This is a genomic window from Micromonospora sp. CB01531 (genome assembly GCF_001905095.1).
In the GTDB taxonomy this organism is placed as follows: domain Bacteria; phylum Actinomycetota; class Actinomycetes; order Mycobacteriales; family Micromonosporaceae; genus Micromonospora.
In genome coordinates, this window is the sequence record NZ_LWLS01000056.1 from 155,779 (window position 1) to 172,306 (window position 16,528).

Sequence of the window (16,528 nt, forward strand, 5' to 3'; positions counted from 1 at the left end):
GTCGACTTCCGCCTAGTCGCGCTCCCCGACCGCTTCAGTCCGGAACATCCGGGCGGGGACGCGCAGGTAACGGATCGCCCGCCGGTGGTGGGTGAACGCGACGTGCAGGTCCCCCGCGCTGTCCACCACCAGCGACGGGTAGCTCAGCTCCCGGTTGATCCCGTCGCGGGAGTTGTTCGACAGGGCGTACCCGTCACCGTCGGCCAGCAGCCAGCGCCGCGGCCAGGTCGAGCCGTCGTCGGCGGAGACGGCGAGGACCAGCGGTGCCCGGGGTGCGCCCCAGAAGGCGGTCCGGTCACCGTCACCGTCCTCGACCGCCCGCACCTGCGGGACGGCATCCTCGACGATGCCCGCTCCGTCGATCTCGTCGTACAGCGAGGCCCGGCGGGCCACCGCGTCGCGGCGACTGCTGTCGTTGAACGCCAGGGCGGTCAGGCCGCCGGGCAGCGCGACCGCCTGGATCGAGGAGTTGTTGTTCGGCAACCCGACGGGGTGCGGCGGCTGCCAGGTGATCCCGTCCGGCGAGCCGCTGCGGTACACGTGATCGGCCCAACGGCTGCGGAAGTAGGCGGTCAGGCGCCCGCCGGGGCGCGGCACGATGTTCATGTGGACCCGCCCGGTCGACGCCGGCACCGGCGCCTCCTGCCAGCTGGCACCGCCGTCGTCGGAGAACCAGACGCTGCTCGTGTCGTGCTCCCCGCTCCACGCCCGACCGGCCGCCCTCGGGCAGGCGAACGTTGGTAGCAGCCACCGCCCCGACGGTAGGACGACCGGGGGCTGCCGCACGAAGACGCCGCCGTGCGGGGACGACAGCAGGTCCCGCACCGGCCCCCAGGTGCGGCCCGAGTCGACGGACACGCGAACCCGGACCACCGCGGTGTCCTGGTCCCCGGCGTGCTGCGCGGTGTGCAGCAGCCACAGCTCGCCGGTGGGCGCGGCGAACAGCACCGGATTCTGCTCGGAGCGGGTGGCGTCGTCGCTGAGCCGCACCGGATCGCGCCACCGGTCGGTGCCGGCCGGCAGGCGGGAGAACCAGACACTGATGTCGGCCACTCCCTCCTGCGTACCGCCGAACCACACACAGCCCAGGTCGCCGTCGGGCAGCACCGCCAGGTTGGCCGCGTGGGACTGCACCGTCCGGGTGGGCAGGTACGCCTCGCCGAGGCCGTCCGGCCGGGCCCGCACCAGCCCGTCGGTGGCCGGCGCGGCGGGGCTGCTCATCCCGCACCGCCGGCGGCCTTCAGGTGGTCGGCCGCCGCGCGTTCCAGGTGTACGAGGTCCGAGGAGACCGTCGCGAACGTGAAGCCCTCAGCCAGTCGGCGGGCGGCGTCCGCACCGGCCGGGGTGTGGATCCCCGCCGCCACGCCCGCCTCGGCGGCGGCCCGGCTGATCCGCCGCAGCGCCGCCTCGAACACCTCCGCCACCGCCGGGTCGCCCGGGTACGCGCCGCCGACCGCCAGGCACAGGTCCGAGGGGCCGACGTAGACGCCGGTGAGACCCGGCACCGCGCAGATCTTCTCGACGTTGTCCAACCCCTCCGGGGTCTCGATCATGGCCAGACAGGCGACCGACGCGTCGGCCTCCGCCGGCACCGGGCCCACCCGCAGCGCCGAGCGCATCGGCCCGTACGACCGGACGCCGTGCGGCGGGTACGTCGCCGCGGCCACCGCGCGCGCCGCGTCGTCCGCCGAGCTGACCAGCGGCACGATCACCCCGGCGGCGCCGGCGTCGAGGGCCTGGCCGATGTGGAACGGGTCGTTCGCCCCGACCCGCACCATCCCCACCGAGCCGCCACCGGCGTCGATCGCGGTCAGGCCGCGCAGGATCCCGCCGTACTCGACCAGTCCGTGCTGGGCGTCGATGCAGACGTAGTCGTAGCCCAGCCGGGCGATACGCTCGGTGGACACCGGCGAGTCCATGATCACCCAGTAGCCCAGCGCGCGCTCGCGGCGGCGGAGCCGGTCGGTGAAGGCGCGGGCGGTGGGCCGGGCGGCTGGCGGTTGCTCGGTGGTCACGATGGTCCTTCCTGGGTGGGTCAGCGGTTGTAGGCGGGCATCGGGCCGGCGAGGACGCGGCCGACCTCGTCGCAGGCGTCGAGCACGTCGCGCGGCAGCGGCCCGCGGGCCGCTGCCTGGATGTTGTCGCGCAGCTGCTGCGGCTTGGACCCGCCGAGCAGGACCGAGGTCACCACCTCCCGGGACAGCAGCCAGCGCAGCGACAGCTCGGGCAGCGGTATCCCGGCGCCGTCGGCGATGCGCGACAGCCCCTCCACCGCCTCGAAGATCGGCCGGTTCCAGTACCGGTCGCAGTACATGCCCGACAGCGCGGAGCTGCCGAACCGGCCCTCGACCGGCGCCGTGTCGAACGAGTGCCGGCCGGTCAGCAGGCCACCGCCGAGCGGGTTGTAGACGACCGTGGCCAGTTCGTGGGTCCGCGCGTACTCGACGTACTCGTCCTCGATGCGGCGGGCCACCAGGTTGTACAGCTGCTGCGCCACGACGGGCCGCGGCGCGCCGGCGGCCGCGCACGCCGCCGCGACGTCGCTGATCTGCCACGCCGCGTAGTTCGACACCCCGATCGCCCCGACCAGTCCGTCGCGGACCAGGTCGGCGAGCGCCTCGGCGGTCTCCTCCAGCGGCACCGACCGGTCCGGCTGGTGCAGGTAGAACAGGTCGACCCGGTCGGTGCCGAGCCGGCGCAGGCTGGCCTCGAGGGAGGCCCGGACGCCCTTGCGGGACAGCAGCGGGTGGCCGCCGGCGTCCCCCGGGTAGATGCCGGCCTTGGTGGCCACGGTGACCTGGTCCCAGCGGCCCCGCAGGATCTCGCCGAGCATCTGCTCGCTGCGCCCGCCGGCGTAGCCGTTGGCGGTGTCGAAGGAGGTCAGGCCGTGGTCCAGGGCCACGTCGACCATGACCCGGGCGGTGTCCAGGTCGGCGGTGTCGCCGAAGGTCATGGTGCCCAGCACGAGTTCGGGCAGCGGGCGGCGCAGCCCGGTCAGCGGGGTGTGCCTCATGACGCCACCGCGCTCTCCGCCGCCCGGGCCGCCGCGACCTGCCGGACCATCTCGCGGGGTTTGCGGCCGGTGATCAGCGCCGGCTCCAGGACGCTGCGGCGCAGCCGCCGGGTGTACTCGTCCCGGGGCCGCTGCAGGACCTCCTCCGTCGGGCCCTGTTCGACGACCCGGCCGGTACGCAGCACCAGCACCTCGTCGCTCACCGCCCGCACCACTCCCAGGTTGTGCGAGATAAACAGGAATGTCAGGCCCTGCTCCCGCCGCAGCGTGCCGAGAATGTCGAGGACCTGCGCCTGCACGGAGACGTCGAGGGCGCTGGTCGCCTCGTCGCAGACCAGCAGGTCGGGCTCGGACGCCAGCGCCCGGGCGATGCCGATGCGCTGGCGTTGGCCGCCGGAGAACTCGTGCGGCCTGCGGTGCAGCGCCGAGCGCGGCAGGCCGACCCGGTCCAGCAGCTCGGCCGCCCGCCGCTCCCGGACGCTGCGCGACCGCTCGCCACGGACGGCGATCGGCTCCGCCACGATCTGCTGAGCGTCCAGGTGCGGGTCGAGCGAACCGTACGGGTCCTGGAAGACCATCTGGATACGGTGCCGCAGCGGTCGCAGCTGCCGCTCGGTGAGGCCGGCCAGGTCGACGCCGTCGAAGGTGATCGACCCGGCGGCCGGCTTGACCAGCCGAACCAGGGCACGGGCGATGGTCGACTTGCCCGAGCCGGACTCGCCCACCACCGCCAGCGAGCCGCCGCGGGGAATCCGGAACGAGACGTCGTCGACCGCGCGATGCAGCCCCGGGCCGTGGCCGTACTCCACCACGAGCCCGCGGACGTCGAGCAGGGGCTGGTTCATCACACGCCTTCCTTCATCACCTGCGGCCGCGGCACGGCCGGCGTTCCCGGGTCGTCCCACGACCCGAGCTTCGGCAGCGCCGCCAGCAGCTTCCTGGTGTACGGGTGCTGGGGCCGGTCGATCACGTCCTCCACGGCGCCGCTCTCCACGAACCGGCCGGACTGCATCACGTGCACCCGGTCGCTCATCAGCCGGGCGACGCCGAGGTCGTGGGTGATGAGCAGCATCGCCGCGCCGGTGCGTTCCTGGATCTCCAGCAGCAGGTCCAGGATGCCGGCCTGCACCGTCACGTCCAGCGCCGAGGTGGGCTCGTCGGCGACGATGAGGTCGGCCTCGGCCGACAGCGCCATGGCGATCAGGACCCGCTGGAGCATCCCGCCGGAGAGCTGGTGCGGGTAGGACTTCAGCCGCCGCTCTGGCTGGCTGAGGTGGACCGCGCGCAGCAGGTCGAGGACCCGCTCGCGGGCCTGCGCCTTCGAGACGCCGCGGTGCGACAGCCGGATCGCCTCGGTCATCTGCCGGCCGATGGTGGCGATCGGGTTGAGCGCCGTCATCGGGTCCTGCGGGATCAGCGCCACCGTCCGGCCGCGCAGGGCGGCGACATGCCGCCGGCTGCCGATCACGTCCCGCCCGGCGATCTCCGCGTGGCCGCCGATCACGGCGAGGTCGTCCGGCAGCAGCCGGAGCAGGGCCATCGCCGTGGTCGACTTGCCGGAGCCGGACTCGCCGATGATCGTCACCGTCTCGCCGGGATCGATGCTGAAGCTGACCCCGTCGACCGCGCGCAGCGCGCCGAGCCCCGTCATCAGGTCGACGGTCAGGTCCCGCACAGTGAGCACGGCCATCAGGAGGTCACCGCCTTCGCGCGCCGCACCCGGTCGCGCAGTCCGTCCCCGAGCAGGTTGACGCCGAGCACGAGCAGGGCGATCGCGACGCCGGGGATGGTGACCAGCCACCACGCGCCGGTGACGAAGAGTTCCCGGCCGTCGGAGATGATGCCGCCCCAGGTCGGGTAGGGGCGCTGCACGCCGGCGCCGAGGAAGCTCAGCGCGCTCTCCAGCAGCACCGCCTGGGCGAGCAGCAGGAGCACCACGACCAGGGTCTGGGACAGGATGTTCGGGATGATGTGCCGGGCGATGATGCGCAGCCGGCCGAGCCCGAGGACCCGGGCGGCGGCCACGTACGGTTTCTCCCGTTCGACCAGCACGAGCGCCCGGGTCAGCCGGGCCGGTTCGGGCCACTGGGCGATGGCGATCACCAGGGTGATGACGAGGATCGACGGGCCGAACAGCGCCACGACGAGCAGCAGCATCAGCAGCAGCGGCAGGGACATCTGCGCCTCGAGCAGGCGCGAGATGACGGTGTCCACCCACCCGCCGAAGTAGCCGGCGGCGGCGCCGGCCACGATGCCGATCAGCCCGGACAGCAGGATCGCCAGCAGCCCGATGAGCAGCGAGGTCTGCCCGCCGTGCAGGATGCGCGAGAGCAGGTCGCGGCCGTTGGGGTCGGTGCCGAGCAGGTGCCCGGGGCTCAGCGGCGGCAGCGAGGTCTCCCGGAGCACGCCGTGCACCGGGTCGGGCAGCGGCAGGACGCGGGCGAGGGCCACCGGGACCACGACAACCCCCGTGCACAGCGCGCCCACCCACATCTTGATCGTGCTGTAGCGGGCCTTGCGCGCCGCCGCCGACCGGCGCAGCACCTTGGGCGGCACGGCGGTACGGGTGGGAGAGACGGCGAGATCGCTCATCGGCGGGCCTCCTGAAGCCGGACGCGGGGATCCATGAGGGGGTAGAGCATGTCCACCAGGAGTTGGACCAGCAGGGCGAGCACCACCGTCACCAGCACCGTCGCCTGGATCAGCGGGAAGTCCCGCCGTTCCAGGGCGTCCACCACCAGCTCGCCGACCCCGGGCCACTTGAAGACGACCTCGACGATCACCACTCCGTTGAGCATGGCGGCGAAGCGGGTGCCCAGCGCCGTGACCACGGGGATGGACGAGTTGGCGAAGGCGTACCGCCAGGTCAGGCGGCGCTCGGAGACGCCGCGGGACCGGGCGATGGTGACGTACGGGGCGTTGAGGTTGGTCACCATCTCGCGCCGGACGAGCCGCGAGACGAGGGCCACCTGCAGGATGACGATGGTCAGGCAGGGCAGCACGATCGAGCTCATCGAGGTGAACCCGGACGGCGGGAACCACTGCAGGTTCACCGCGAAGACGATCAGCAGCACGAAGCCGATCCAGAAGTCCGGCATCGACTGCCCGGCGATGGTCGCGATGTTGGCGCCGAGTTCCCCGGCGGTGTTGCCCCGGCGGGCCATCCACACCCCGAGCGGGATGGCCAGCAGGGCGGTCACGGCGATGGCCGCGACGGCGAGCGTGATGGTGTACGGCAGGCGGTCCAGCACCACCTGCAACGCGGACTGGCGGAACTGGAACGACTCGCCGATGTCCCCGCGCAGCAGGTGCTGCAGGTAGGTCAGGTACTGCCCGAGGACGGGCTGGTCGAGCCCGAACTCGTGCCGTACCGCCGCCAGTTGCTCGCTGGACGGGTTGGGTGGCGCGTAGTTCACCGCCGGGTCGCCGGGCGCCATGCGCAGTAGGACGAAGACGACGGTGACGGTGAACCACGCGGTGAGCACCGTCTGGAGGAGGCGCTTGAGGAGGTAGCGGGGCATGGTGCTGCTCAGCCTGACACCCGGACCTTGGACAGGTCGTAGGAGTTGGCGGGGGAAAGCTCGAGGCTGGTGACCCGCTTGCGCTTGGCCAGGACGTTGTCCGGGGTCCAGGCCCACATGGCCGGCGAGAGCGCCCAGATCTTCTCCTGGGCCTGCTTGAGCAGTGCGTCCCGCTTGGCGGCGTCGGGCTCCGAGCCGGCCTGGTCGATCAGGCCGCTGATCTCCGGGAAGACGAAGCCGTGGTAGCTGTCGCGGGTCTTCTCCTTCTCGGCGGTGCCGCCGTACTGGCCCTGCAGGTTGGTGATGGCCAGGCCGGTCTGGTTGCCGTAGCCGTTGCCGAGGACGTCCCAGTCGCCGGCCTCACCGCGGCGCCACGCGTTGATCTCACCGCCCTTGGGGATCTCCTTCAGCTTCACCGTCACACCGACGTCGCCGAGCATGCTGACCAGCGCCTCCATCACCCGGGCGGCGCCGGCGAACTCGGACTCCTCCCAGATGAAGGTGAGGTCGAGCTTCGACACGCCTTCGGCGGCCAGCATCTGCTTGGCCTTTGCCGGGTCGAAGGCGTACTGGCCGGTGCGGACGAAACCGGCGAGGGTCTTGGGTACCACGCCTTCGGCGGAGCTGACCACCCCGTTCATCAGGCTGGAGATCAGCGAGTCGTGGTCGACGGCGTAGCTGAGCGCCTCCCGGACCTTGGGGTTGGTCAGCGGGTGACCGGCCGGCTTGCGGAAGTTGTAGAAGAGGTGGATCAGGCGGGTGCCCGGCTCCTGGATGAGCTCGATGTCGTTGTTCTTCTTCAGCGCCGCTGCCGACTCGGGGGTGATGGTGTCGATGACGTCGGCTTGGCCGGAGGTGATCGCGATGACCCGCCCGCCCTCCTCCTCCTGGTAGGAGATGTTCACCTCGTCGAGGAGGGCCTTCTCGCCCCAGTAGTTCTCGTTGCGGACGAGGCGGTAGGTGCCGGTGCCGGAGTCGGCGGAGGCGACCTTGAAGGGGCCGGTGCCGATGCCCTCGCGCAGTTCCTCCGGCTTGTTGGCCTTGGCCGGCGTGATGAGGATGTTCGACATCAGGGAGTCGAGCGTCACCAGCGGCTTGCTGGTGGTGAGCGTGAAGGTGCGGTCGTCGATCTTCGCAAACACGGGCTGCTCGGGGAACTGGGCGGCGACGAAGCTCGCCTTCACCTGGAAGTAGTACTTGAGCGCGGTCTCGACGTCCTCGACGGTGACCGGCGACTTGTCCGAGTAGTGGATGTCGTCGCGGAGCTTGACGGTCCACGTGGTGGGTGCGGTGAGCTCGAACGACTGTGCCAGCACCAGCTCAGGCTTGAGGTTCTGACCGATCCGGGTCAGGGCCTGCCGGACGGCGCGCTGGACGGTGACCGCGGCGTCGTACTGGTTGAGCTTGTTGTCGAGGCTCACCAGGTTGCGGTTGAGCACGATGCTGAGCTTGCCGCCGCCCCCGGACCCGGTGGCGCCGCCGGCGCCCTGCGGCCCCGCGCAGGCGCTCAGCGCCGAGCCGACGACGGTGCCCGCGCCCACGAGGCCGGCGAACTGCAGGAGCGCCCGGCGGGAGATCCCCCGACCGGGGCCGGCGCCGGTGGCGCCGCTCATCCCGACCTTGTCGGACATGAATTCCTCCTTGTGGTGGTTGGCAACATATGTCCGTTGTGACGGACGCCACTGGTGGTGGAGCCACGATGGCACAGTTGCGCGTTCTGCGCAATGGCGCTAGCGTCTTTCGCGTCGCTGAATGCCTCCGAGCCGGAGGGCCGGCCCCCGGCCGAGCCCTCGCGCGGGATGCCGCGACTCTGGATCGAAAGAGCAGTTCGCAGGCGCAATCAAGAGGAGGTGAGGGGATGCCGGAGCTGACTGTCGTGGCCGATGACCTGAGTGGAGCCGCCGAAGCCGCCGCCACCTTCCTGTTGCGCACAACGCGCATCTCGGTGCTCCTCGGCCACGAACCTCCACCACGCGGGCCAGCGGACACCGCCACCCCGCCGCGCGTCGTAGCGGTCGACACCGCCACCCGGGCCCTGCACCCGACCGGCGCAACCGACCGGATCAAGTCACTGCTCACCGGGCAGCGGGGCGGAACCGTCCTGAAAAAGGTGGACTCCCTGCTCCGCGGCAACCTCGCCGCCGAGGTGGCGGCCATGCACGCCGCCCTCGGTGCCACCCCCGTCGTCGCCACCGCACTTCCCGCCGCCGGGCGGATCGTGGTCGACGGCGTGCTGCACGTCCGCGGCGTCCCGCTGCACGAAACCGGCCTCTGGCACGCCGAAGAACGACCTGCCCCGCGCGACCTCGCCGCGGCGCTCGCGCCCCTGCCGACCCGCACGGTGCCCCTCACCGTCGTACGCGGCGGCCCCCAGAACCTGGCCCGCTCCCTGGCGACGGCGATCGCGGCCGGGCTCGTACCGGTCTGCGACGCCGCGACCGACGCCGACCTCGACACCGTCTGCGCCGCGGCGCGCCTGGCCACCGAACGGCCGCTGCTGGTCGGCTCCGCCGGGCTCGCCGCCGCGGCAGCCCGCGGCATGGCACCGGATCCCGACCACGCCGCTGACCCCACCGACGCGCTGCCGGCGGCCGGCGCGGTGCTGGTCGTCGCCGGGACCGCCGCCCCCACCATTCGAACTCAGCTCGCCGCGCTCGCCCCCCGGGCCGACGTCGTGCTGCGCCTCGACCCCGAGGCCCTGTTGAGCGACCCGGCCGCCGCGGCCCACCAGGTGGCCGCCCGCCTGGACGGCGCCCGCTGCGCAGCGGTCACCATCGACGGCCGCGCCGGGATCCGCCCCCACCTCGCGACGCGCCTGGCATCCGCCCTCGCCGACGCCGTGGCGCCGTCGACCATGGATGGACGCGCCCTCGTGCTCACCGGCGGCGAGACCGCCCGCGCGGTCCTCGACCGGCTCGGCGTCGCGCGCCTGCGACCCGTTGCCGAGCGGGAAGGCGCTGTGCTCTCGCGTACCGACACGGGGCGCGTCGTGGTGACCCGCCCGGGCAGCTTCGGCGGCCCCACCTCCCTCACCGACCTCGTCCGCATCGTGCTGTCCGAGCACGTGACCTGAAGGAGCCGAGATGGCCAGCAGTCCCTACATCGCCGTCACCATGGGCGACGGCGCCGGAATCGGCCCCGAGATCATCGTGCGGGCGCTGCTCGACCCCCAGGTCTCGGCGACAGCCCGGTGCGTCGTCATCGGCGACGCGGCCCGCCTGCGGCAGGCCGCCGGCATCGTCGGGCTCGAGCCGGAGATCGTCCCCGTGACCGGAGTAACCGACGCCGAGTTCACCCCCGGCCGGATCAACGTCATCGACCTGGGACTGCTGCCGGCCGACCTGCCGTTCGGCCGGATGTCGCCGGTGGCCGGCGACGCCGCGTACCACTACGTGCGGGTGGCCAGCAAGCTGGCGATGGCGGGTGACGTGCAGGCCATCTGCACGGCCCCGCTGAACAAGGAGGCGCTGCACGCGGGCGGGCACGTCTTCCCCGGCCACACCGAACTGCTCGCCCAGCTCACCGGGACCGCCGAGGTGTCGATGATGCTGTCGACGCCGAAGGTGAAGGTCATCCACGTGACCACCCACATCGGCCTCATCGACGCCGTGGAGCGCATCGAGCCGGGGCTGGTGGAGCGGACCATCCGGCGTGGCCACCAGGCCATGGTGGACGCGGGTGTGCCCGCACCCCGGATCGGGGTCTGCGGCATCAACCCGCACGCCGGCGAGAACGGCCTGTTCGGCCGGGGCGAGGAGGAGTCGAAGATCGTCCCCGCCGTCCAGACCTGCCGGAGCGACGGCATCGACGTGCAGGGCCCGCTGCCCGCGGACACGCTCTTCTTCCTCGCCGGACGCGGTGACCACGACCTAGTGGTGGCGATGTACCACGACCAGGGCCACGGCCCGGTGAAGGTGCTGGGCCTGGAGGCGGGCGTAAACATCACCGTCGGCCTGCCCGTCATCCGCACCTCGGTGGACCACGGCACCGCGTTCGACATCGCCGGCAAGGGGATCGCCGACCACCGATCCATGATCGAGGCGTTGCGGCTCGCCGTCGAGATGGCGCCGCAGCCGGTCGCCGGTTGACTCCTCGGATAAGGTGCGCATGACATGAGCAGGCAGAGATCGTCGCAACGACGCGACCAGATCGTGCAGATGGCCGCCTCCAACGGACTGGCCAGTGTGGAGGAACTCTCCGCCAAGCTGGGCGTGACCCCCTCCACGATCCGGCGCGATCTCGCGCTGCTCACCACCCAGGGCAAACTCGCCCGCACCTACGGCGGCGCCCTCAGCCTGGAGCCGCACCCGGAGGCCTCGCTACGTCAGCGCCTCGGCGAGGCGTACGCCGCCAAACGGGCGATCGCGGCCTGGGCGGCCGAGCAGATCGTCCCCGGCGAGAGCGTCCTGCTCGACGCCGGGTCGACGACGGCCGCCCTGGCCCAGATCCTCACCGGGTTCACCAACCTGTCCGTGTCCACCATCGGCCTGACCGCCCTGGAGGTCCTGGCCGAGGCGGAGCATCTCGAGGTCGTCCTCCTCGGGGGCCGGCTACGGACGCTGAGCCAGAGCTTCGTCGGACCGGTCACCGAGTCGGCGCTGGAGCGGATGTCGTTCGACCGCGCCTTCATGGGCGCCGACGGCGTACGGGCCGACCGGGGCATCAACGAGAAGGACCTCGAACAGACGCGGCTGAAGGAGCTCATGATGAGCCGCGCCGATCATGTCTACGTCCTGGTGCACGGGGCCAAACTGGGCCAGGCGCCCTTCCACGCGTGGGCGGTCATGCCACCCCGATGGACCCTCGTGACAGACGACTCCGCGCCGCACGACGAGGTGGCCAAGTTCCGCGACAAGGGCATCCAGGTGGTCATCGTCGAGCCGGCCTCGACCGGCGCCGCGTGAGGCCGCAGAGCCGGTCAAGCTCTCCGCGCGTCCGACCAGAGTTCGGTTCGGCTGCGGCCTCGGCCGACTGCCCGCATGTCGGCCCTTGACCGCCGACCGTGGCCGCCTTAGCTTCGTCAATCAGAAAGGTCTCTTAACTAATTTGGCCTCATCCCTCGTGGGAGTGCCCATGCGATCGTTCCGTCACCGCCGCCTCACCGCCCTCGTCGCCCTGGCGACCGTGCTGGTCACCGCCACCCCGGCGACCGCCGCCGCGCCCGGCAACCCGAACCGCCGGGGCCGGCCACCTCCGCGTCGGCTACTTCACCCAGTGGGGGATCTACGGCCGGGCCTTCCCGGTCAAGAAGCTGGACACCTCCGGAGCGGCGAGCCGCCTCACCCACGTCAACTACGCCTTCGGCAACGTGAGCGAAGACGGGCGCTGCTACGTGGACGGTGGGCCGGGCGAGGGCGACGCCTGGGCCGACTACCAGCGCCCCGTCCCGGCGGAGGAGAGCGTCGACGGCGTCGCCGACGCCTGGGGCGAACCGCTCAACGGCAACCTCGGCCAACTGGCCAAGCTCAAGGCCAAGCACCGCGACCTGAAGGTGATGATCTCGCTGGGTGGCTGGAGCTGGTCGACGTACTTCTCGAACGCCGCCCGCACCGACGCCTCCCGCCAGGCGTTCGTCGCCTCCTGCATCGACCTCTACCTCAAGGGGAACCTCCCGGTCCTGGACGGTGGCAGTGGCGGCCCGGCCGCGGCCGCCGGCGTCTTCGACGGCATCGACCTGGACTGGGAGTGGCCGAACTGGCCGGGTGAGCCGGGCAACGTGGTCCGCCCGGAGGACCGGCAGAACTTCACCAAGCTGCTCGGCGAGTTCCGCCGGCAACTGGACGCGTACGGCCGGCAGACCCGCAAGCACTACGAGCTGACCGCCTTCCTGCCGGCCAACCCGGCGGCCATGGACGCCGGATACGAGGGCCGCAAGATCTTCCAGTATCTGGACTTCGCCACCGTGCAGGGATACGACTTCCACGGCGCCTGGGACGCGGTGACCAACCAGCAGTCGGCGCTGCGGGTGCCGGCGGGAGCACCGGACAGCCCCGACTTCTCCGCCGAGGTGGCGATCGACGGTTGGGTCGCTCGCGGTGCACCACGTGACAAGCTGGTCCTCGGCATCCCGTACTACGGCCGGGGCTGGACCGGCGTGACCGGCGGCGGGAACGGCCTGTTCCAGCCCGCGGCCGGGCCCGCGCCGGCCACCTTCGAGGCCGGCTACGAGGACTACCGGCGGCTCAAGGCTCTGGCCGGCGACGGCTTCACCATTCATCGCGATGTTCGCGCCGGGCACGCCTGGTTGTTCGACGGCACGACGTTCTGGACGTACGACGATCCGGCGGTCGTGCTGCAGAAGACGCGGTACATCCGCCGGGCCGGCCTGGCCGGAGCAATGGTCTGGTCGCTGGACGGCGACGACGACAACGCCACGTTGACCAGGACGATCAGCCTCGGGCTGGCGATCCCGTAGCCGTACCTCACCCCCCGGGACGCTCCTGCGGCACCCAGCGATCCCCACCGGCCCATCACCGACCGAATTTCTCGGCCGGCGACGGGCCGGCGGCGTTCGGAAGCACCGGCAACAGCCGGCCGGGGCGACGGAGGACCGATCCGATCGTTCAGCCCTATGCAACCGGCAAACACGGGAGAGTCGGTGCAGAGCCGCACGTATCGGAGGAGGACCTCGTGCCACCAATGCACCGGCGGCTGTTGGCGCTGCTCGGGACCGCCGCGGCGGTCCCGCTGGCTGAGGTCTTCGTGCTGGTGCTGGTCGGGTTCATCCCGGCCGAGGGACTGGCGCCCCAGAGCACGGCGGTCTGGCCGTACGACTCCTACCACGACATGCGCTGGCTGCTGGTCTACCACAACTCCTGGCTCATGTTCGGCTCCGGCCTGCTGGCTCTGATCGCGCTGCGTGGAGTGCTGTCCGCGACGATCGTCAGCCTGGCCTGGCCGGCGCATGCGCCGCGGCCGCCGTACCGGGCGCTTCTGCTGCGCAACGTCGGGGTAGCGGCGTTCGGAGCGTTCCTCGTCCTGCCGTTCGCCGCGTACGCGATCGCGGCGTCGGTGGTCTCGCTGTCCTGGTTCCTGTTCGCCGCCCTCATTCCGATGCTGCTGCTCGCCCCCTTCCTGCAGCGGATGTCGGTGGCCCAGGGTGGTGGCGCGGCTTGCCGTCGATCGAACTGGTCGGCTGGTCGCTACTCGACTTCGTCGTGATCACCGTGCTCGGCGGGCTGGTGTGGCGCACTCCGGAGGTGTGGACGCCCATTGTCACCATCGCCGCCGGCGCACTCAACGGTCTGCTCTGGCGGCAGACGGTGCACGCGGCCGTCCTGCAGAAGCGGATACGTTGGGCACGGGTGCCGGTCGCACCGATCGTCATGGTGCTGGCGCTGGCCGTCCCGCTGACGTCGCAGGTGCTCTCCCAGCCCCGCAACCAGGCCAACACCGTCACCGCACCGATTCTCAACCAGCGGCTGCCGCCGCAGGTGCCCTACGCGGTGATCCTGCTCGACGGGCACGACTCGGCGTACGACGGCCGGCCCGCGGCGGATCCGAACGTGCAGCCGTTCTCATACCTCGGCCTGGACTCAGCTGGCCGCCCGCGGCCGTACCGGTCGGACGCCACCCACCGGTCGCTGGAGTCCAGCTCGCAGCTGCTCGCCGCGCAGATCGAGATGCTTCACCGGCGGACCGGACGGTCGATCGCCCTGATCGCGCGGAGCGAGGGGGCGATGGTGGCCCGCACCTACCTGCGGGACCGGCCCGACTCCCCGGTGCGGGCGCTGGCGTTGTTCAGCCCGCTGGTCCGCGCCGCGCGGACCTACTATCCCCCGCCGGAGGCCAAGTCCGGCTGGGGGCTGGCCGCAGGATGGCTGCTGCGGGTGATGTTCAAGGTGACGACCATCGGCAACCGGGCCGGCAGCACACCCGACGAGCCGTTCGTCCGCTCACTGCTGGACGGGGCGACCTTCTACCGCTACCAGATCCTGTGCCCGATCCCGGGCGTACGCGTTGTCGCCTTCCTGCCGACGGTGAGCGCCGCCGAGGCGCCACCCGGCCAGAAGCTCCAGATTCCGGTGGTCGAGGTGCCGACCTTCCACGCGGGAATCATCGGCCGGAAGGGCGCCGACGACGTGCTGATCAGCTTCCTCGCCGGCGCGAACGTCAACCACCCCCGCCGCGAGTTCGGCCCACTCCAGCAACTGGGGGACGCCTGGCATGCCCCCGCCCTGGCGATCCAGCTGAACCCGGTCTGGCGGCCCACCGCGCCACCCGGCCGGCCGTTCACACCGACCCGGTTCTGCCACTCCTGATGCCCTACTACGCGGCGACCGACACCGGCGTGCTGAGCCGGCCCTCGTTCCCGCTGCGATCCAGCCCCGACACGCAGTAGGACAGGGAGCGGCCGGCCGGGGCGGCGCGGTCGACCCAGCCGCCACCACGGGCAGAGCCGATGAGGCGGGCCACCTCGGCGTCCACCCGGTAGACGGCGAAGCTCGCCGCGCCTTTTCCGCGCCAGGTCAGCACCACCCCGCCGTCCGCACGGCGTACGTCCGTGACCTCGGGCGCGGCGGGCGGCGCTGCCGGTAGCTGCGCCATCGTGGGCACCAGCGCCGGGCCGACGTAGTGCGCCTCGCTGTACCGGCTGACCGCCCCAAGTTTGTCGGCGCGCACCTGCTTGGCGCTGAAGTGCACGCTGCCGTTCACCCCGTGCCGCTGGTTGAGGGCGAGCTGGCGGTCCAACTCGGCCGGGTCGCGCCAGGCGCCGCGCTCGCCCACCCGGTAGTCGGCCTGGCCGATGTAGAGCTGCACCCGGGTGCCCCGCACCGTCGCCGCCCACCAGGGCAGCAGCTTGGCGTAGTCGGCCTTGCCGAACCCAATGTGCCAGTAGAGCTGGGGCACGACGTAGTCCAGCCACTGCTCCCGTACCCACAGTCGGGTGTCGGCATAGATGTCGTCGTAGCTCTGCAACCCGGCTGTCGCCGAGCCGGCCGGGTCGGTGCGCTTGTTACGCCAGATACCGAACGGGCTGATGCCGAACTTCACCCACGGCTTGATCGCCTTGATCCGCTCACTCATCTCCCGGACCAGCGTGTTCACGTTGTCCCGCCGCCAGTCGGCCTTGTCCGCGAACCCCCGGCCGTAGCGGGCGAACGCCGCGCCGTCCGGAAAGTCCTGCCCGGCCTCCGGGTACGGGTAGAAGAAATCGTCGAAGTGCACCCCGTCGACGTCGTACCGCTGCACCGCCTCCAGCATCGAGTCCTCGACGAACTTGCGCGCCTCCGGCACACCCGGGTTGAAGTAGAGGCGGCTGCCGGGCCGGTCAGCGCTGGGATAGGTCACCACCCAATCGGGGTGTCGGCGCAGCGGATGGGTCGGCGCGAGCTGGTCCAGCCGCGGGCCGGGGCCGCCGACCGTGGCCGGCTGCCCACCCCGGTACGGGTTGAACCAGGCGTGGAACTCCAGGTTGCGGGCGTGCGCCTCGGCGACCATGAACTCCATCGGGTCCCAGCCCGGGTCGCGGCCGTCGCGGCTCCCGGTCAGCCACTGCGACCACGGCGCGTACCTGGACGGCCAGAGCGCGTCCCCGCTCGGCCGCACGTGCACGAACACCGCGTTGTGGTTGCGCCGCACGGCCAGGTCGAGCCAGCTTCGGAACTCGGCCCGCACCTTCTCGGCGGGCAGTCCGGGCCGGCTCGGCCAGTCGATGTTATTGACCGTCGTGATCCACATGCCGCGCAACTCGCGGGGTGCCCGCGCCGGCCGGCCGGCGCAGATCGGGGTGCCCGACGCAGCGACGTCGCCCTGCTCCAGTGCACCGCCACCGGCAACCCGCCCATGCAGAGACCAGGCGCCGAGCGCGACCGCCACGGCGAGCGAGACGACCACCGCGACGAGGGTCTGGGTACGACGGCGGCGGAACCGGGGAGCGGGCGGAGCGGCGGCGGGCATCGGCCCAGTCTGCCCGGTGCGGCCCGCCGGATGAAACCAGTTCGGCCGTTACTTAACAGCCAGCTAAGAGCGACCGGCGATAGGTGTCACTTGA

Annotated in this window: 15 protein-coding genes; 6 read left to right on the forward strand and 9 right to left on the reverse strand. The window is 71.8% G+C overall.

The window, feature by feature from the left end; translation table 11 throughout:
• Positions 1 to 12 precede the first annotated feature (12 nt).
• Genes A6A27_RS08890 through A6A27_RS08925 form a run of 8 tightly spaced genes read right to left on the reverse strand, consistent with a single transcriptional unit; the run spans position 13 to position 8,165 of the window.
• On the reverse strand, positions 13 to 1,221 hold the full coding sequence (locus tag A6A27_RS08890) for a sialidase family protein (protein ID WP_073834059.1): 1,209 nt from the start codon (positions 1,219 to 1,221) through the stop codon (positions 13 to 15).
• A complete protein-coding gene (locus A6A27_RS08895; RefSeq protein WP_073834060.1) occupies positions 1,218 to 2,015 on the reverse strand; it encodes an HpcH/HpaI aldolase family protein in 798 nt (265 codons plus the stop codon). The genes A6A27_RS08890 and A6A27_RS08895 overlap by 4 nt, the downstream gene beginning before the upstream one ends.
• Before the next feature lie 20 nt (positions 2,016 to 2,035).
• Complete coding sequence (locus tag A6A27_RS08900; protein WP_073834061.1) at positions 2,036 to 3,013, reverse strand: aldo/keto reductase; 978 nt, start codon at positions 3,011 to 3,013, stop codon at positions 2,036 to 2,038.
• Positions 3,010 to 3,858, reverse strand: coding sequence for an ATP-binding cassette domain-containing protein (locus tag A6A27_RS08905; protein ID WP_073834062.1), 849 nt, complete (start codon positions 3,856 to 3,858; stop codon positions 3,010 to 3,012). The genes A6A27_RS08900 and A6A27_RS08905 overlap by 4 nt, the downstream gene beginning before the upstream one ends.
• Positions 3,858 to 4,703: an ABC transporter ATP-binding protein gene (locus A6A27_RS08910; RefSeq protein WP_073834063.1), complete on the reverse strand. Its 846-nt coding sequence runs from the start codon at positions 4,701 to 4,703 to the stop codon at positions 3,858 to 3,860. The genes A6A27_RS08905 and A6A27_RS08910 overlap by 1 nt, the downstream gene beginning before the upstream one ends.
• Positions 4,703 to 5,605, reverse strand: a complete 903-nt coding sequence (locus A6A27_RS08915) for an ABC transporter permease (protein ID WP_073834064.1) — start codon at positions 5,603 to 5,605, stop codon at positions 4,703 to 4,705. Before A6A27_RS08915 ends, A6A27_RS08910 begins: the two co-directional genes overlap by 1 nt.
• A complete protein-coding gene (locus A6A27_RS08920; RefSeq protein WP_073834065.1) occupies positions 5,602 to 6,534 on the reverse strand; it encodes an ABC transporter permease in 933 nt (310 codons plus the stop codon). The genes A6A27_RS08915 and A6A27_RS08920 overlap by 4 nt, the downstream gene beginning before the upstream one ends.
• An 8-nt stretch (positions 6,535 to 6,542) precedes the next feature.
• A complete protein-coding gene (locus tag A6A27_RS08925) occupies positions 6,543 to 8,165 on the reverse strand; it encodes an ABC transporter substrate-binding protein (protein WP_083672506.1) in 1,623 nt (540 codons plus the stop codon).
• Positions 8,166 to 8,392: 227 nt separating this feature from the next.
• Here A6A27_RS08925 and A6A27_RS08930 point away from each other — a divergent pair, with 227 nt between their 5' ends.
• The 6 genes from A6A27_RS08930 to A6A27_RS08950 all read left to right on the forward strand — a co-directional run bounded on the left by A6A27_RS08930 (position 8,393) and on the right by A6A27_RS08950 (position 14,795).
• Positions 8,393 to 9,607, forward strand: a complete 1,215-nt coding sequence (locus A6A27_RS08930; RefSeq protein WP_073834066.1) for a four-carbon acid sugar kinase family protein — start codon at positions 8,393 to 8,395, stop codon at positions 9,605 to 9,607.
• 10 nt (positions 9,608 to 9,617) lie between these two features.
• On the forward strand, positions 9,618 to 10,622 hold the full coding sequence (gene pdxA, locus A6A27_RS08935) for a 4-hydroxythreonine-4-phosphate dehydrogenase PdxA (protein WP_073834067.1): 1,005 nt from the start codon (positions 9,618 to 9,620) through the stop codon (positions 10,620 to 10,622).
• A gap of 24 nt (positions 10,623 to 10,646) precedes the next feature.
• Positions 10,647 to 11,438 (forward strand): DeoR/GlpR family DNA-binding transcription regulator, encoded by a 792-nt coding sequence (locus A6A27_RS08940; RefSeq protein ID WP_073834068.1) that lies wholly within the window; start codon positions 10,647 to 10,649, stop codon positions 11,436 to 11,438.
• A 347-nt stretch (positions 11,439 to 11,785) separates the two neighbouring features.
• On the forward strand, positions 11,786 to 12,949 hold the full coding sequence (locus A6A27_RS08945; RefSeq protein WP_241825179.1) for a glycoside hydrolase family 18 protein: 1,164 nt from the start codon (positions 11,786 to 11,788) through the stop codon (positions 12,947 to 12,949).
• A gap of 215 nt (positions 12,950 to 13,164) precedes the next feature.
• On the forward strand, positions 13,165 to 13,695 hold the full coding sequence (locus tag A6A27_RS45800; RefSeq protein WP_241825167.1) for a hypothetical protein: 531 nt from the start codon (positions 13,165 to 13,167) through the stop codon (positions 13,693 to 13,695).
• Complete coding sequence (locus A6A27_RS08950) at positions 13,647 to 14,795, forward strand: hypothetical protein (protein WP_241825169.1); 1,149 nt, start codon at positions 13,647 to 13,649, stop codon at positions 14,793 to 14,795. The genes A6A27_RS45800 and A6A27_RS08950 overlap by 49 nt, the downstream gene beginning before the upstream one ends.
• Positions 14,796 to 14,802: 7 nt before the next feature.
• On the opposite strand, the gene A6A27_RS08955 is transcribed toward A6A27_RS08950, so the two are convergent.
• On the reverse strand, positions 14,803 to 16,434 hold the full coding sequence (locus A6A27_RS08955) for a glycoside hydrolase family 10 protein (RefSeq protein WP_073834069.1): 1,632 nt from the start codon (positions 16,432 to 16,434) through the stop codon (positions 14,803 to 14,805).
• Positions 16,435 to 16,528: the final 94 nt, after the last annotated feature.

Excerpts from the sequence above, each read along its gene's own strand:
- A6A27_RS08930 (WP_073834066.1), top strand. The coding sequence starts at position 8,393 with ATGCCGGAGCTGACTGTCGTGGCCGATGACCTGAGTGGAGCCGCCGAA.
- A6A27_RS08920 (WP_073834065.1), bottom strand. The coding sequence starts at position 6,534 with ATGCCCCGCTACCTCCTCAAGCGCCTCCTCCAGACGGTGCTCACCGCG.
- A6A27_RS08955 (WP_073834069.1), bottom strand. The coding sequence starts at position 16,434 with ATGCCCGCCGCCGCTCCGCCCGCTCCCCGGTTCCGCCGCCGTCGTACC.
- A6A27_RS08940 (WP_073834068.1), top strand. The coding sequence starts at position 10,647 with ATGAGCAGGCAGAGATCGTCGCAACGACGCGACCAGATCGTGCAGATG.
- A6A27_RS08915 (WP_073834064.1), bottom strand. The coding sequence starts at position 5,605 with ATGAGCGATCTCGCCGTCTCTCCCACCCGTACCGCCGTGCCGCCCAAG.
- A6A27_RS08890 (WP_073834059.1), bottom strand. The coding sequence starts at position 1,221 with ATGAGCAGCCCCGCCGCGCCGGCCACCGACGGGCTGGTGCGGGCCCGG.
- pdxA (WP_073834067.1), top strand. The coding sequence starts at position 9,618 with ATGGCCAGCAGTCCCTACATCGCCGTCACCATGGGCGACGGCGCCGGA.
- A6A27_RS08905 (WP_073834062.1), bottom strand. The coding sequence starts at position 3,858 with ATGAACCAGCCCCTGCTCGACGTCCGCGGGCTCGTGGTGGAGTACGGC.
- A6A27_RS08900 (WP_073834061.1), bottom strand. The coding sequence starts at position 3,013 with ATGAGGCACACCCCGCTGACCGGGCTGCGCCGCCCGCTGCCCGAACTC.
- A6A27_RS08910 (WP_073834063.1), bottom strand. The coding sequence starts at position 4,703 with ATGGCCGTGCTCACTGTGCGGGACCTGACCGTCGACCTGATGACGGGG.
- A6A27_RS08925 (WP_083672506.1), bottom strand. The coding sequence starts at position 8,165 with ATGTCCGACAAGGTCGGGATGAGCGGCGCCACCGGCGCCGGCCCCGGT.